General features: G+C 67.3%; 12 protein-coding genes. 5 read left to right on the top strand and 7 right to left on the bottom strand.

The window, feature by feature from the left end; genetic code table 11:
• Positions 1-272 precede the first annotated feature (272 nt).
• Positions 273-2,828 carry a sensor histidine kinase gene (locus AC07X4_RS22495; protein WP_494741377.1) on the bottom strand — a complete coding sequence of 852 codons (2,556 nt, stop codon included), beginning with the start codon at positions 2,826-2,828 and terminating at the stop codon, positions 273-275.
• Positions 2,828-3,478, bottom strand: a complete 651-nt coding sequence (locus tag AC07X4_RS22490) for a LuxR C-terminal-related transcriptional regulator (RefSeq protein WP_099729204.1) — start codon at positions 3,476-3,478, stop codon at positions 2,828-2,830. The genes AC07X4_RS22495 and AC07X4_RS22490 overlap by 1 nt, the downstream gene beginning before the upstream one ends.
• 180 nt (positions 3,479-3,658) lie before the next feature.
• On the opposite strand from AC07X4_RS22490, the gene AC07X4_RS22485 reads away from it, so the two are divergent.
• Positions 3,659-4,735: a hypothetical protein gene (locus AC07X4_RS22485; RefSeq protein WP_494741376.1), complete on the top strand. Its 1,077-nt coding sequence runs from the start codon at positions 3,659-3,661 to the stop codon at positions 4,733-4,735.
• Positions 4,736-4,892: 157 nt separating this feature from the next.
• Here AC07X4_RS22485 and AC07X4_RS22480 read toward each other — a convergent pair whose 3' ends face one another.
• The 3 genes from AC07X4_RS22480 to AC07X4_RS22470 all read right to left on the bottom strand — a co-directional run bounded on the left by AC07X4_RS22480 (position 4,893) and on the right by AC07X4_RS22470 (position 7,091).
• Positions 4,893-6,029: a peptidoglycan-binding protein gene (locus AC07X4_RS22480; protein ID WP_494741375.1), complete on the bottom strand. Its 1,137-nt coding sequence runs from the start codon at positions 6,027-6,029 to the stop codon at positions 4,893-4,895.
• Positions 6,030-6,178: 149 nt separating this feature from the next.
• Complete coding sequence (locus AC07X4_RS22475; protein ID WP_056057809.1) at positions 6,179-6,547, bottom strand: DUF2237 family protein; 369 nt, start codon at positions 6,545-6,547, stop codon at positions 6,179-6,181.
• A gap of 64 nt (positions 6,548-6,611) precedes the next feature.
• Positions 6,612-7,091, bottom strand: a complete 480-nt coding sequence (locus AC07X4_RS22470) for a DUF421 domain-containing protein (protein ID WP_056057813.1) — start codon at positions 7,089-7,091, stop codon at positions 6,612-6,614.
• A 174-nt stretch (positions 7,092-7,265) separates the two neighbouring features.
• Between AC07X4_RS22470 and AC07X4_RS22465 the strand changes: the two genes are divergently transcribed.
• From AC07X4_RS22465 to AC07X4_RS22450, 4 genes are read left to right on the top strand one after another with little or no spacing between them, the layout of a single operon-like run.
• A complete protein-coding gene (locus AC07X4_RS22465; protein ID WP_099729207.1) occupies positions 7,266-7,964 on the top strand; it encodes a DUF4197 domain-containing protein in 699 nt (232 codons plus the stop codon).
• An 11-nt stretch (positions 7,965-7,975) separates the two neighbouring features.
• Positions 7,976-8,425 (top strand): YchJ family protein, encoded by a 450-nt coding sequence (locus AC07X4_RS22460; RefSeq protein WP_494741374.1) that lies wholly within the window; start codon positions 7,976-7,978, stop codon positions 8,423-8,425.
• Positions 8,426-8,475: 50 nt separating this feature from the next.
• Positions 8,476-9,129 carry an HAD family hydrolase gene (locus tag AC07X4_RS22455; RefSeq protein WP_056743761.1) on the top strand — a complete coding sequence of 218 codons (654 nt, stop codon included), beginning with the start codon at positions 8,476-8,478 and terminating at the stop codon, positions 9,127-9,129.
• A 23-nt stretch (positions 9,130-9,152) separates the two neighbouring features.
• Positions 9,153-10,577, top strand: a complete 1,425-nt coding sequence (locus tag AC07X4_RS22450) for a patatin-like phospholipase family protein (RefSeq protein ID WP_494741373.1) — start codon at positions 9,153-9,155, stop codon at positions 10,575-10,577.
• A gap of 30 nt (positions 10,578-10,607) precedes the next feature.
• On the opposite strand, the gene AC07X4_RS22445 is transcribed toward AC07X4_RS22450, so the two are convergent.
• On the bottom strand, positions 10,608-11,282 hold the full coding sequence (locus AC07X4_RS22445) for a glutathione S-transferase family protein (RefSeq protein ID WP_494741372.1): 675 nt from the start codon (positions 11,280-11,282) through the stop codon (positions 10,608-10,610).
• Positions 11,283-12,165: 883 nt separating this feature from the next.
• A partial coding sequence (locus tag AC07X4_RS22440; protein ID WP_494741371.1) for an AraC family transcriptional regulator occupies positions 12,166-13,233 on the bottom strand: 1,068 nt, incomplete at its 5' end.

Below are 13,233 nucleotides of genomic sequence, written 5' to 3'. Positions count from 1 at the left end.
GGGCGGGGTGGTGGTCATGGTGTGGCTCCCTCCTGGTGTGATTTGCCAGCGTGTCGATGTCGCCGGTCGTTGGCTGCGGATGGTAGGGGGCTGCGTGATCGCCGCGTGCAGCGGGCAGACGGGCGGTGCACCGCTGGCAGACGACCGGTGTCGTGATACCTGCCTTTGCCTGAGCAGGCCGCAGGCAACAACCGCACGTTCTGCGGCGGCTGGGGCTTCGAAAGACACCGGTAGGTGTACTGCCGCGCTATTGGAAAGGTAGCTGCCTGTGCTTATGGGAAAGGCACCGCGCTCTGGTCCTGCCGCCTGTTGCTGGGGGCCAGCCACTGCGTCAGCACAGCGTGCAGCTCGGCAGGGTTCACGGGCTTGCGCAGCACCAGGTAGCCCTCGTCTTCGGCGTTCCGCAAGGCGGGGGCGTCGAATTCGCCGCTGACCATCGCACCCCGGGCGGCTGGGCAGCGGGCCAGCAGCGTGCGCAGGATGTCAAAGCCGCTCTCGCCCGAGCGCAGTCGCTGGTCGCAGAAGATGGCATCTGGCACCATGCCTTCGTCCAGCCGGCCATGGGCTTCGGCCCCGGTGGTGGCATAGGCTGCCGTCACGCCCCAGGCTTCGAGCATGGCGCGCCAGGCCTTGAGCACCTGGGGGTCATCGTCCAGCACCAGGCACTGGCCCTGCAACGGACGGTCCACGATGGACTGGCGGTGTGCCGCCGCAGGGGCGGTGGTCGCGTCTGCATCGGGTGCCACGTGGGCTGGCAGCCGCAGCCAGAAGCGCGACCCCTGTCCCGCCAGCGAACGTACGCCGTACGCCGCCCCTAACTGCTCGGCGCACCGCGCCACCACAGCCAAGCCCAGGCCGTGCCCCGCTTCGTCCATCTGGTCGGCCCGCGCTCCCCGGTAGTAGGGGCTGAACACCCGGGCCTGATCGGCGGGGGCGATGCCAATGCCCGTGTCCCGCACCTCCACCAGCCAGTCACCGCCGCGTGCGCGTGCGCTCACCAGCACCTTGCCCTGCGGTGTGTAGCGGATGGCGTTCTGCACCAGGTTCGCCAGCGCCTGGCGCAGCAGCACCGGCTCGGCCCATACGGTGGCGCCACGGCGCGGCAGCCGCAGCCGCAGGGTCAGGCCGCCGAGGCTGGCTTGCTCGCGGAAGAGGCGCACAACGTCCGCCAGCAGGGCGCCAAGGTCCACGACGGCTTTGTGGCCCAGCGGCTGCCCCGACTCCAGGCGCGACAGGTCCAGCAGCGCATTGAACAGCTGGCTCATGGCCTGCATGCTGGTGCGCAGGTCGGCCACCAGCGGGCGCAGGACCGGGTCGGTATTACGCAGGTTGATCGCCTCCACCATCAAGGACATGGCGTGCACGGGTTGGCGCAGGTCGTGGCTGGCGGTGGCGAGGAACAGGTTTTTCTCGGTCAGGGCGCCTTCCGCCTGGCGCCGGGCTTCGGCCAGGGCCTCGTTGGCAGTGCGCGTGCGGCGGTACAGCCAGAAGCTGGCGCCCGCTGCAAGCAGTGCCAGTGCCACCGCAGCCGCCAGTCCGATCTGCTGCATGCGGCGCACGCGCAGCTCGGCATCCTGCACCCGGTTGGCCTGCGCCAGCTGCTCGATCTGGCGCTGCCGTTCAGCGCTGTCAAAGCGCTCCTGCAAGGCCGTCACGGCCTGGTCGCGCTCGGCATGGAACAGCTCCTTGGCCAGCGCCTGCTGCTTGCGGGTGGTGGCCATGGCCTCGCGGTACAGACCGGCTTGCTCGTACATGCGCGACAGCTCGCCCAGCAGCTGCTCTTCCATGGGCAGGGAGCCCGCTTCGTGCACAAACCGGATGCCTGCCTCCACCTCATGCACCCCAGCCGCAATGCGGCCCTGGCCCATGAGTGCAAAGCCCAGATTGGCCTGCGCCATTGCGGCCCCGTTCAGCTCGTGTGCATTGCGGTACGCGGCCAGGGCCTCGCGCAATACGGGCTCGGCCGCGGCATACGCCTTGCGCTGCAGCAGGACGTCGCCCAGGTTGTTCAGCGCCGTGGCCTGGAGCCCGGTGAGCCCTCCAGCGCGGGCGATCTGCAAGGACTGCCGGTAGGCGGCCACGGCGGTGTCGAGGTTGCCCTGCACGTTTTCCACATTGCCACGGTGCAGGTGCAGCCAGCCCAGCGCCTGCCGGGCGTCCAGCTTTTCGGCCAGGGGCAGCGTCTCGCGGATGGTTTGCAGCGCCCGGTCCGGGTTCTTCATGTCGAAGTGCAGCAGCTCCAGGTGGGTGCGCGACCGCAGCTCAGACGTGGCCGCCTGGCGTGGCAGCGTGCGCGAGAGTTCCAGGCTGCGCAGCAGGTGGGTCATCGCCGTTTCGAACTGGCCGTTGCCGCTGTGCAGGGCGCCCAGCGTCAGGTGATAGAGCCAGCGCACCCAGGGGTCGGGTGCGCGCTCGGCGGCGGCCGCTTCGCGCGCCAGTGCGTCCAGTCCGGCGCGTGTTTTTCCCGCCACGGCCAGTTGCCGGGCCTCGAAGCAGACAGCCAGCACCTGCGACGACGGATCTTTCTGCGCAGCGGCGAGCGCCTTCAGCTGCGCAATGCCCTCGGTCACCACCGTCGCCTGCCCCGTCTCAAAGGCCGCGTCTGTCAGCGCCGCCAAGTAAGTGCGCCGGGTCGCGGCATCGGCCGCGTTGGCAAAGCGCGCAGCGGCGGCTTGCAGCGCATGCACGGCATCGGCGCTGTTGCGTTGCGACAGGTTTTGCAGCCGGTCCAGCTCGGCCAGGTCCGGGTTCAGTGCCTGCGCCCTTGCGGGCAATGCCGTCTGCAGGCACAAGGCCGCGACCAGCACCACAGCCCGGACGAGGCGCATCAGGGCAGCTCCAGCCGCCGCCCGCGCAGCAGGGTGATGGCCTCGACCCGTGTGCGCACCCGCAGCCGCTCCAGGATGCCCGTCACGTGCTCCTTCACGGTGCTCTCTGCAATATCCAGCTGCGATGCAATGCGTTTGTTGGGCAGTCCCTGCAGCACCAGCGCAAGGATCTGGCCCTGCCGGACAGACAGCCCCAGCTCGGCCGGTGTCACCGGCAGGTCGCGGCTGCGCAGCGGCTGGCTGCCCGGATGGCCCGGTTCAAACCAGACCAGCCCGCTCAGCAAGGCTTCCACCGCCAGCCCGAAGGTTTCAGGCGCTGCTTGTTTGTGGATGAAGCCCTGCGCGCCTGCCTGCCGGGCCTGGTCCATCACGGCGGGGTCATCGTCGCCACTGATCACCGCGATGGGCATTCCGGGGCAGTGGTTGCGCACCTGGGCGATCAGGCCCACGGCGGCGCCTTCTGCCAGCCAGAAGTCGATGAGCGCGATGGCCGGTGTGCCCCGCGTGTCCACCCAGCGCAGAAGGTCGTTTGCCCCAGCGGCCACCACCACGTCCATCTGCGGCAGTCGGGCGCGCAGGAATTCGGCCATGCCGTGTGCCACCAGCGGATGGTCGTCGAGGATGAGCGCGTAAGGAGAGGAAGGGGACATGCGGGGAGGGCGGGGAGGCAGCCCGGCGGGCGGCCAATACCGAAAGGTATGCCTGCGGGCAAATTCTGCCAAGTGTTCAGCAGGATGGACGGCGCGCAAACCCTACCAGCGTAGGGTTTCGCATGGGAGGGGGGGCTGCGCAGAATCCGCGCTCTACTCACCATCACGAGGTTTCTGTTCATGACACGACAAGCCAGCGCAACGGGTGCCGGGCGCACCTGGCACTCTGCACGACCTATCTTCCGCTGGGCCCCCCTGGGCCTGGCTGCCGCCTTGCTGGTGGGCTGTGGCGGCGGTGATGACGACAACGGCACGCCTCCGCCCAGCGCTGGCGCATTCAGTATCGGCGGCGCGGTCAGCGGCCTGGGGGCTGGCAAAACGGTGACGCTGCAGAACGCCGGCAAGGACGACCTGACCGTGAATGCCAATGGCAACTTCGTGTTCGTCACGCGTCTGGACAACGGCATTGCCTATGCCGTCACCGTGAAGACCCAGCCCAGCGGGCAGCGCTGCACGGTGACGGAAGGCACCGGTACAGCCACTGCCAACGTGAGCAACGTGCAGGTGCGCTGCGAAAACCTGGCGGCTGCCACCTACACGGTGGGCGGCTCGGTCAACGGCCTGGCGGGTGGCGCCGTGGTGCTGCAGAACAACGGGCGCGACGATCTGTCGGTCTCCAGCAACGGCGGCTTCACGTTCGGCACGGCACTGGCGGGTGGCACGGCCTACGCCATCACGGTGCGCACGCAGCCTTCGGGCCAGAGCTGCACGGTGCGCAACGGAACGGGCACGGTAGGGTCGGCCAATGTGAGTTCGGTGGACGTGAGCTGCGCGACGGCGGCGCTGGGGCTACCGGAGGGCGACTGGAAGCAGGAGCTGTGCGTGGTGGTGCGGCCAGGAACCTGGGGACGCTCGCTGTGGCGCATCACCCGCCAGAGCGACACCCGCGTGACGGGGCAGATCGGTGTGGTGACGTATGCCGACGCCAGCTGTTCCGGCACGGGCACCGTTGCAGGTCCGCTGACCGATGTGGGCAATGTGGCGTTCGACCGCAACGGCAGCACGGCCACGCTGACCGCTTTCTGGGGGCTGTGGACCCAGCCGTCGGGCCTGACATCGCGCGCTGTCTGGGCACGCAAGGGGCCCCGCCTGTGCATCTTTGGCGATCAGATACCCACCGCGTTCCCGACGGCGGCCAGTGTGGAGAGCTACGTGGACACCGTTCTGCCCGCCAAGACCTGCTACACGCAAAACTGAGTGCTGGGGGCTGTACGGCCCCCCAACCAACCCAAAGCCCCCGCAGCGAAGTTGCTGCGGGGGCTTTTCATTGATCGGCTGTGATCCGCTTTGTGTTGGAGCGCGCCTATTGCTGCAGGTCCACCCGCCCCGGTGTCCCCGGGGCATCCCTCAGGCTTCAGCGGGCGAGTTCCGCCGCTGTGGCCGCATCCAGCCGCCCGGATGTGGGCAGCCCTTTGTCCTTCTGAAAGGCGCGCAGCGCTGCCGTAGTCTTGCCGCCCATGGCGCCATCGGGCGTGCCCGCGTTGTAGCCCAGCTCGTTCAGGCGGGCCTGCGCATCGCGCAGCGAAAGTCCTGCGGTGGCTCCATTGCTTTGCGCGGAAGCACGCGCGGCCGATGTCTGCGAGGGCGGTGCGGCGCCGTCCACACTCAGCCGCCCGCCACCCCCCAGGCCCTGGCCCTTCACCGTCTGGGCGCGGTAGTTGCGCAGCGACTGCACCATCTGGTTGAACGCATCCATGAAGGCGGCCGCAATCACCTTGCCTTCGGCCGTGTTGGAGTAACCGCCCATGCGCGCGCCGCCCGATCCGCCCAGCAGTTGCCCCATGGCGCCAAAGTCGGTCTTGGCGGCACTGCCTTCCGACGCCGCCACTTGCACACCGGATCGGTTGTCGATGAGCGTGAGCAGCGCGCTGGCCTCCTTGGTGTTCATGTTGCCGCCGATGGCTGCCAGCAGGCCCCCGGCACGGCCACCGACCAGGCCGCCCAGCGATGCGGAGGCACCGCCAGCGTTGTTGTTCTGGAACACGATTTCGGGCGACAGGCCATAGTCCGAGGCCACCATCTGCCCCTGGCCAAACTGGCTGCCCTGCCGCATTTCGCCCGACTGCATCAGCGCGCGCTCGCGCGTCATCGCGTTCATGCCGGCTGCGCCGCGCTCCACCACCACAAAGCAGTTGGACTGCTGCACCAGCAGGCGCAGCAGGTTGGCGGTGGGTGGCAGGCGGTACTGGTCGCGCAGGATGGTGTACCAGCCAGCCTGCTGGTTCTCGATCAAGGAGACGGTGCCCAGCGGGCTTTCGCAACGCTCCAGCGAGTCGCTGGCGCCGGCAGAGGCTCCGCCCGCAGCGCTGCCGGTGGCCACGGTCTTGGCGTCGGCGCTGCCCATGCGCATGTTGGTGGTCTCACAGCCACTCAGCAGTGCAGCAGCGGCCACGGCCGCGCTGACTGCGCACAGGCGCAGCGGGGTGGTTGAACGGGGCGGGGTGGCAGCGGCACGTGCGCGCCGCAGCGGGGCAGGAAGGGTGATAGTCATGGTGACGGATGTGGCCGCATGTGCAGCGAAAGGGAGGAACACAAAGTCCTGATCTTTCGCCGTGCAGCCAATCACCGGCAACCCGACAGAGGTAGGGTGCAAGGGGTGGCGCACCCGGCCCGGAGTGCGCCCCACGCTTGTCAGAACAGTCAGCTGCTGGACAGCGCCGCGCTCTGCAACTGCGCCAGCGTCACAAACTCCAGCGCGCGGGCATGGGTGCATTCCAGGATCACAGGCGGTGCCACACCCGCCTCGTAGGCTTCCTTCCAGCGCAGGGCGCACAGGCACCAGCGGTTGTTGGCCTTGAGTCCTGCAAACCGGTATTCGGGCCGGGGGGTGATGAGGTCGTTGCCCCGCGACAGCGAGAAGTCCAGAAACGCCTGTGTCATGCGTGCGCAGATCACGTGGGTGCCGTGGTCGTGCTCGTCGGTGTTGCAGCAGCCATCGCGGTAGTAGCCGGTCAGTGGGTCGTAGGAGCAGGGCATCAGCATGGTGCCCAGAACGTTCAGTGCAGTCATATCGGGTCGCGTGTGTTGTGAGGGCCTATGGGGGCGCAGATTGTTGGAGTGGGCGCGGGGCGGCTCAGCCCTCTTCGCCACGGCGGCGCAGCACCACGGTGATCTGCCCGTTGGTCTCGATGGTGGCGCGTTCCACTTCGTGCGCGTGCAGGCAGCCACCGGCGCGCAGTGCGGCCTCCACGTCGTCGCGGGTCAGCAGCTCCTTGCGCATCAGCGCCTGGTTCAGCTCGCCCTGGTGGATCAGCACCTGGGCTTTGCCGTCCACCCAGCGCCCGATGCGCGGGAAGTGGAACGCCAGCCGCGCCAGCGCCACATGCAGCAGCATCAGCGTGCTGGCAGAGATCAGCCCGCCCACCAGCGAGTTGTCGCCAGCGTTCATCGAGTTCTGCACCGCGTTCGACAGGATCAGCAGCAGGATCAGGTCAAACGGCTCGTACTGCCCTGTCTGCCGCTTGCCCGACAGGCGCATGAACACCAGCAAGAACAGATACACCACTACGCCGCGCAGCACAAACTCCCACCACGGCACACTCATTTGCCACATTGCAAGGTTCCTTGTTGGATGCTTGGGTGGGGCCAGTCTACGGCCTGCGGCTTGCCCCTCATTCGCTGAGCGAAAATCCCGGGCAATCCCCCGCACGGCTCCGGCACAGTGCGCCCTCATTGCAGTGGCGGCCGAGCGGGCCTCCTCTGCTGCCCCCATCGAAAGTACCGCCCCATGCAACGCCGCCAATTCCACCAAACCAGCCTCATGGGGGCGCTGCTGTGCGCCACTGCGCAGCACGCCTGGGCGCTGTCGCTGGGCGACCTCACCAATGCCGACGCCTCCAGCGGCCTCAAGGCCGCGCTGACCCAGGGCGCGCAGGCGGCGGTGTCGCTGCTGGGCCGCAACGACGGGTTTCTGGGCAACCCCAAGGTGCGCATCGGCCTGCCGGGCTACCTGGACGACGCCGCCAAAGTGATGAAGTCGCTGGGCCAGGGCAAGCGCATCGATGAGCTGGTGGTGTCCATCAACCGCGCTGCCGAAGCGGCCGTGCCTATGGGCAAGGACCTGCTGGTGGGCGCGGTGCAGAACATGACGGTGACCGATGCCAAGAACATCCTCACCGGCGGCGACAACTCGGTGACCGCCTTTTTTGCCGACAAGACGCGCACGCCACTGGGCCAGCGCTTTCTGCCGGTGGTGAACCAGGCCACCGAGAAAGTCGGCCTCACGCAGAAATACAACGCCTTCGCGGGCAAAGCCGCGAGTTTTGGCCTGCTGAAGGCCGAAGACGCCAACCTGGCGCAGTACGTCACGGGCAAGACGCTGGACGGCCTGTACCTCATGATCGGCGAAGAAGAGCGCAAGATCCGCCAGGACCCGGCCGCCGCCGGCAGCGCCATCGCCCGCAAGGTGTTTGGTGCCTTGCGCTGAAGGGCATCACGATGCCCTTGCCACAGCCTAACGACACCTGCCCCTGCGGGCGCCTGGCGCCTGCGGGCCCGGGTGGCAGCAAGGGCAAAAGCGTTCTCCCCTTGCCATTCGCCAGCTGTTGCGGCCGTTACCTGGCGGCACCCGGGCTGGATGCCATGGCCGCCCCCGATGCCGAAAGCCTCATGCGGTCGCGCTACACCGCCTTTGTGAGCGAGCGGGCCGACTACCTGCAGACCACCTGGCACGCCAGCACGCGCCCGGCCACGCTCGACTTTGATGCGGGCGCCAAATGGCTCGGGCTGGACGTGCGCCGATACGTCGCCACCGACGCCGACCACGCCGTGGTCGAGTTTGTGGCCCGCTACCGTGTCGCCGGGCGCGCCGTGCGCCTGCACGAGACCAGCCGTTTTGTGCGCGAGGAGGGGTGCTGGTTCTATGTCGATGGAGACCTCCATGGCTGAAATTCAAGCCAAAACCACCCCAAGCGCTAGTGCAATATGCCTTGATAGCTATGAAATTTGAAGCAATCCTGTTTGACTGTGACGGCGTGCTGGTGGACAGCGAGCCCATCACCAACGGCGTGCTGCGCGACATGCTGGCCGAGGCCGGGTGGGTGCTGACGCCCGATGAGTGCATGCGCCTCTTCATCGGCAAGATGGTGCGCAGCGAGGCCGCGCGCATTGAGCACCACACGGGCCGCCCGCTGACCGACGAATGGATGTCGGCCTTCTACGCGCGCCGCAACGCCGCGCTGGAGGCGCAGCTCACCGCCATCGAGCACATCCATGGCGCTGTCGAGCGTGTACACGCCCACCACGGCGGGCGCATTGCCTGTGCCTCGGGGGCCGACCGTTTCAAGGTCGAGATGCAGCTGGCCAAGGTGGGCCTGGCGCCGTACTTTGAAGGCCGCATCTTCAGCGGCCACGAAATGCCCGCCACCAAGCCCGCGCCCGATGTGTACCTTGCCGCCGCTGCAGCGCTGCAGGCAGCGCCCACGCGCTGTGCGGTGGTCGAAGACACCGTGACCGGCGTCACCGCCGGTGTGGCTGCCGGGGCCACCGTGTTTGCCTACGTCCCGCTGGACGATGGGGCCGCGCTGCGGGCTGCAGGGGCGCAGCACGTGTTTCGCAGCATGGCGGAGCTGCCCGGCTTGCTCGGCTGCTGACACGGGTGCACAGAAAAAGGGACATGGCGATGAACACCTCTGCGCGGGTCATGAAGCACACGGTACTGGCCGCCGCCCTGGCGCTGCTGGCGGGCTGTTCGTCGGTCAAACCCTGGATCAACGAACCCCTGCCTGCGGGCGATCAGAACATCCCTGTGCGCAAGTCCGAGCGCGACCCGACCATCCTCGTGGCCGTCACGCTGTCAGGCGGTGGGGCGCGGGCCGCCGCGTTTGGCTATGGCGTGCTGACCGAGCTGCAGCAGACGCGGTTTGTGTGGAACGGTAACCCCACCACCTTGCTGGACGCCACCGACGTGGTCAGCGGCGTGTCGGGCGGCAGCATTGTGGCGGCCTACTTTGCGGCGCATGGCATCGAAGGGCTGCCACGCTTTGAACAGGACTTTCTGCGCCAGAACTTCCAGAACAGCCTCATCACCCAGGCGCTGCGCCCGGGCAATCTGATCGACCTGACCTCCCCCTGGCTGGGCCGCACGCACCTGCTGGCACGGCGGCTGGACGAGCTGTATGGCGGCCTGACCTTTGGCGACGTGGAGCGGCGCCCGCGCCACCCGCAGCTGTTCATCACCGCCACCGACATGTCGCTGGGCACCGGCTTTGAGTTCACCTGGGAGCAGTTTTCGCTGATCTGCTCAGACCTGCGCAAGGTGCCGCTGTCGTTCGCCGTGGCGGCCTCGTCAGCGGTGCCGCTGCTGCTGAGCCCGATGACGCTCAAGAACTACGCCGACCAGTGCCCCGATCGTCCCTCCCCATCGGTCGCCGCGGCGGCGACGGGCGACTACCGCGTGCGGCTCAACCGCGCCCATGAACTGAGCTATGTGGATGCGCAGCGCAAGCCCTACATCCATCTGGTCGATGGCGGCCTGGCCGACAACCTGGGGGTGCAGCGCCTGCTGGACCGCGCCCTGGCCAATGGTGGCCTGCGCCAGACCTTCAGCGAGGTCGGCATACCGCCTGCCACCATCCGCAAGCTGGTGCTGATCACGGTAAACGCCGAGCGCGATCCCTCGGTCAACATCGACATGAGCGACAAGGTGCCCAACATGGCGCAGGTGGTGGACGCCCTGCTGTTCGGCACCGGCGCCCGCGCCACGCGCGAGACGCAAGAGTTCTTGCGCGACATCACACGCCAATGGCAGCGCTCGCTGGCGTCAGGCCCCACCGGCGCCAACGACGTGTTCGCGCCCGACGCAGAGATCCACGTCATCCCCGTCAACCTGCGCGACGCCCCCGACGACATCGCACGCCGCCGCCTGCTGCAGGTGCCCACGGCGTTCTCGATCACGTCGGAAGAAGTCACCGACCTCATCGAGGCGGGCGGCAGCGTGCTGCGCCACTCGCCCGAGTTCCGGGCGCTGGTGCAATCGCTGCTCAGCCCCGATCCCCATGCACCACATGCACCGCCAGCGGGGCTGCAGGCCAAGGACTGAGGGCGCGCGCTCAGGGGCTCTTGACGGCGCTCAGGGCCGCGTATTTGGCGCCGGGGTTGTGGGCACGCCCTGCTCCTCGGCAGCCCGCACCTGCGCCGCCATGGCACGCTGGTAGCCGGGCCGCTGCTGCAGCCGCTGCCAATAGGCCTGCGTGGCCAGGCCAAACTGCGCATCCAGCCCCAGGTGCTGCGCCAGCAGCAGCGCGTACCCCACCGCCACATCCGCCGCCGTGAAGCGGCCCGCGCACAGATGGTCGCTGCGGCTGTGGGTCAGGGCCGTCTCTACGGCGCGCAGCCGGCCCAGGAACCAGCGGCTGTAGTCCTCCACCACTTGCGGCTGCTGCCGCTCCGCAGGCTCAAAGCGGCCATAGCGCAGCACCAGCGTCTGCGGAAAGGTCAGCGTGGCATCGCTCATGTGCAGCCAGTTCAGGTAGGCGCCATACGCCGGGTGCGTGGGCGCCACGTCCAGCCCCGCATCCGGGTGTGTGGCCGCGAGGTACTGGCACATCGCGGCGGATTCGGTCATGCGGACATCGCCCTGCACCAGCAGCGGCACCGTGCCCAGCGGGTTCTCGTCCAGAAACCACCGCGCCTTGGCGCGCGGCGGGAAGGGCAGCATGTGGAGCTGATAGGGCAGTTGTAGCTCTTCGAGCATCCACAGGGGGCGGAAGGAGCGGGCGCTGATGCAGTGGTGTAGGTGGAGCATGTAGTGGGTTCGCCTTGTCGTTCTTTTGGCACTCAACGCTGCTTGGGTGGTACTGGGCTATCCCCTGAATTGGCAGACTGTTGTAGTGATGGATCCAAGCGTCATTCAAAGCTAAATTGTTTGGCGGGTCGCGTTGCTACCTAACCGTGTATCCGTTTCGTTCGCATGTTAGGTTTTCTGACTTTCTCTTGGGGGGATGGCGCGAATGGCATAGCCGCTACCCCTGCCCACAATCGCATATGAAAGGGCTGCCCAAACCAGAATCCCGAGCCCGGCTAGGCCGAAGGACGAGTGCGTCTTCAGCGATAGATACACAACTAGAGCCGTACCAATGAGGGCGATTGCGCTTTGTAGCCCCCGTCGAGGCACAACGTACTCTGTTGCCAAGGCGGCAACGGGGTACCCGTTTTCACGTAACACACATTCAAAAATCCCTCGACGCATGTTCTTAGTGGAAAGCTCCAGCGAATACTTGGATCCGTTCAAGGTGAGCTCGTGCACGGACGTCAGAGCAATCTTTCGCCTCACAGCTACCAGGGCGTCGTTTAAATAAAGTTCCTCCTTACCGGTGAGGGACGAAATCCAGAGAGCGAAACGATTGTCTGCGTGTTGAAACACGAACCAGAGCCCTCCAAAGACGCTGGCAGACGAGGTTGAAGGAACGCGCTGCGCCATGTGAGTCCTAGCGTTAGTGTGTAGGCGGAGAGTTTCTGGGATTGCAATCTGGCCGCATTGCGAGGCGAATTGCTCATTGAAGAAGGAGTATTTTGAGGATATTGAGTAAACGTTCGGATGCAATCAAGGTCTCGATGATCCTGTCTCTCCCGTGGCCAAGTTTAAGTGTCTCGGGCGCCGACTTTGTCTGCATTCGCTAGGTTGTTCACTACACCCGCGCCACCCTCCGAAACTCCGCCGGCGACTGTCCCGTCCACCCGCGGAACGCCCGGATAAAACTCTTCTCGTTCTCGAACCCCGCCGCCTCGGCCACCTGCTTGATCGGTCGCTGCGTGCGATGCAGCAGCTCCACCGCGCGGCTACGGCGCACCTCGTCTTTCAGGCCTTGCAGCGTGGCGCCTTCTTCCTTCAACTGCCGGTGCAGCGTGCGTGGCGATACATGCAGCAGCGCGGCCAGTGATTCGGCGCTGTGCTGGGGCAGCGCATGGGCCGGCTGGCCGGGCAGGGGGGCGGCCAGCAACTGGCGCACGCGCTGCACCAGCAGGCGGTCGCGGCGGTAGTGCAGCACGGTCAGGGGCAGGGCGTGCTGCAGCATCTGGCGCAGGGCCTGTTCGTCGCGGCGCAGGGGCAGGTGCAGGTAGCGGGCGTCGAAGTGGATGGCGGTGCTTGGCGCGTGGAAGGTGACGGGGCCGCGAAACAGCACGGCATACGCATCGGCGTGCGGCGGTGCGTCAAATGCAAATTCGGCAGCGATGAGGGGGATGCGCGAGTCCACCATCCAGCAGGCCAGGCCGTGCGCGTTGCGCAATACCGAGACCAGGCAGAACTCGCGCAGGGCACCCAGGTCGCGGGCCTCGGTGATGGCCAGGGTGGCGGTGTCGCCCTGGGTGGTGAGGTGCAGCGCAATGTCGTCCGCCAGCAGACCGTGGTGGCGGCACCAGCGGGCCAGGGCCAGTTGCAGCGTGGGCGAGCTGATGCTGGCGCGCGCCAGCATGCCGTAGCTGCCCCAGGGAAGGCGGCGGCTGAACCACCCCAGGGCTTCGTCGTCCAGCTCCTGCATGGCGGCGTCGGAGATCTGCTCCATCTGCCAGGCGGTGATGCGGGCGGTGTCGTCCTGCAGCAGTTGCGGCGCAATCTGTGCCTGGGCCAGGGCCTGGTCGGGGCTCTTGCCGCGCGCTTCGTAGGCCAGGACAATGGCCCGCACGAACGCTATAGGCGTGGCCGCAGGTGCGATGGGCGTGGAGGAGGGGGCTTTAGCGGGTGCGGGCCATTGTCC

The sequence above is a fragment of the Acidovorax sp. GW460-11-11-14-LB4 genome (assembly GCF_059423685.1).
This window is presented reverse-complemented; position numbering and strand designations above follow the sequence as displayed.

Excerpts from the sequence above, each read along its gene's own strand:
- AC07X4_RS22495 (WP_494741377.1), bottom strand. The coding sequence starts at position 2,828 with ATGCGCCTCGTCCGGGCTGTGGTGCTGGTCGCGGCCTTGTGCCTGCAG.
- AC07X4_RS22490 (WP_099729204.1), bottom strand. The coding sequence starts at position 3,478 with ATGTCCCCTTCCTCTCCTTACGCGCTCATCCTCGACGACCATCCGCTG.
- AC07X4_RS22485 (WP_494741376.1), top strand. The coding sequence starts at position 3,659 with ATGACACGACAAGCCAGCGCAACGGGTGCCGGGCGCACCTGGCACTCT.
- AC07X4_RS22480 (WP_494741375.1), bottom strand. The coding sequence starts at position 6,029 with ATGACTATCACCCTTCCTGCCCCGCTGCGGCGCGCACGTGCCGCTGCC.
- AC07X4_RS22475 (WP_056057809.1), bottom strand. The coding sequence starts at position 6,547 with ATGACTGCACTGAACGTTCTGGGCACCATGCTGATGCCCTGCTCCTAC.
- AC07X4_RS22470 (WP_056057813.1), bottom strand. The coding sequence starts at position 7,091 with ATGTGGCAAATGAGTGTGCCGTGGTGGGAGTTTGTGCTGCGCGGCGTA.
- AC07X4_RS22465 (WP_099729207.1), top strand. The coding sequence starts at position 7,266 with ATGCAACGCCGCCAATTCCACCAAACCAGCCTCATGGGGGCGCTGCTG.
- AC07X4_RS22460 (WP_494741374.1), top strand. The coding sequence starts at position 7,976 with ATGCCCTTGCCACAGCCTAACGACACCTGCCCCTGCGGGCGCCTGGCG.
- AC07X4_RS22455 (WP_056743761.1), top strand. The coding sequence starts at position 8,476 with ATGAAATTTGAAGCAATCCTGTTTGACTGTGACGGCGTGCTGGTGGAC.
- AC07X4_RS22450 (WP_494741373.1), top strand. The coding sequence starts at position 9,153 with ATGGCGATGAACACCTCTGCGCGGGTCATGAAGCACACGGTACTGGCC.
- AC07X4_RS22445 (WP_494741372.1), bottom strand. The coding sequence starts at position 11,282 with ATGCTCCACCTACACCACTGCATCAGCGCCCGCTCCTTCCGCCCCCTG.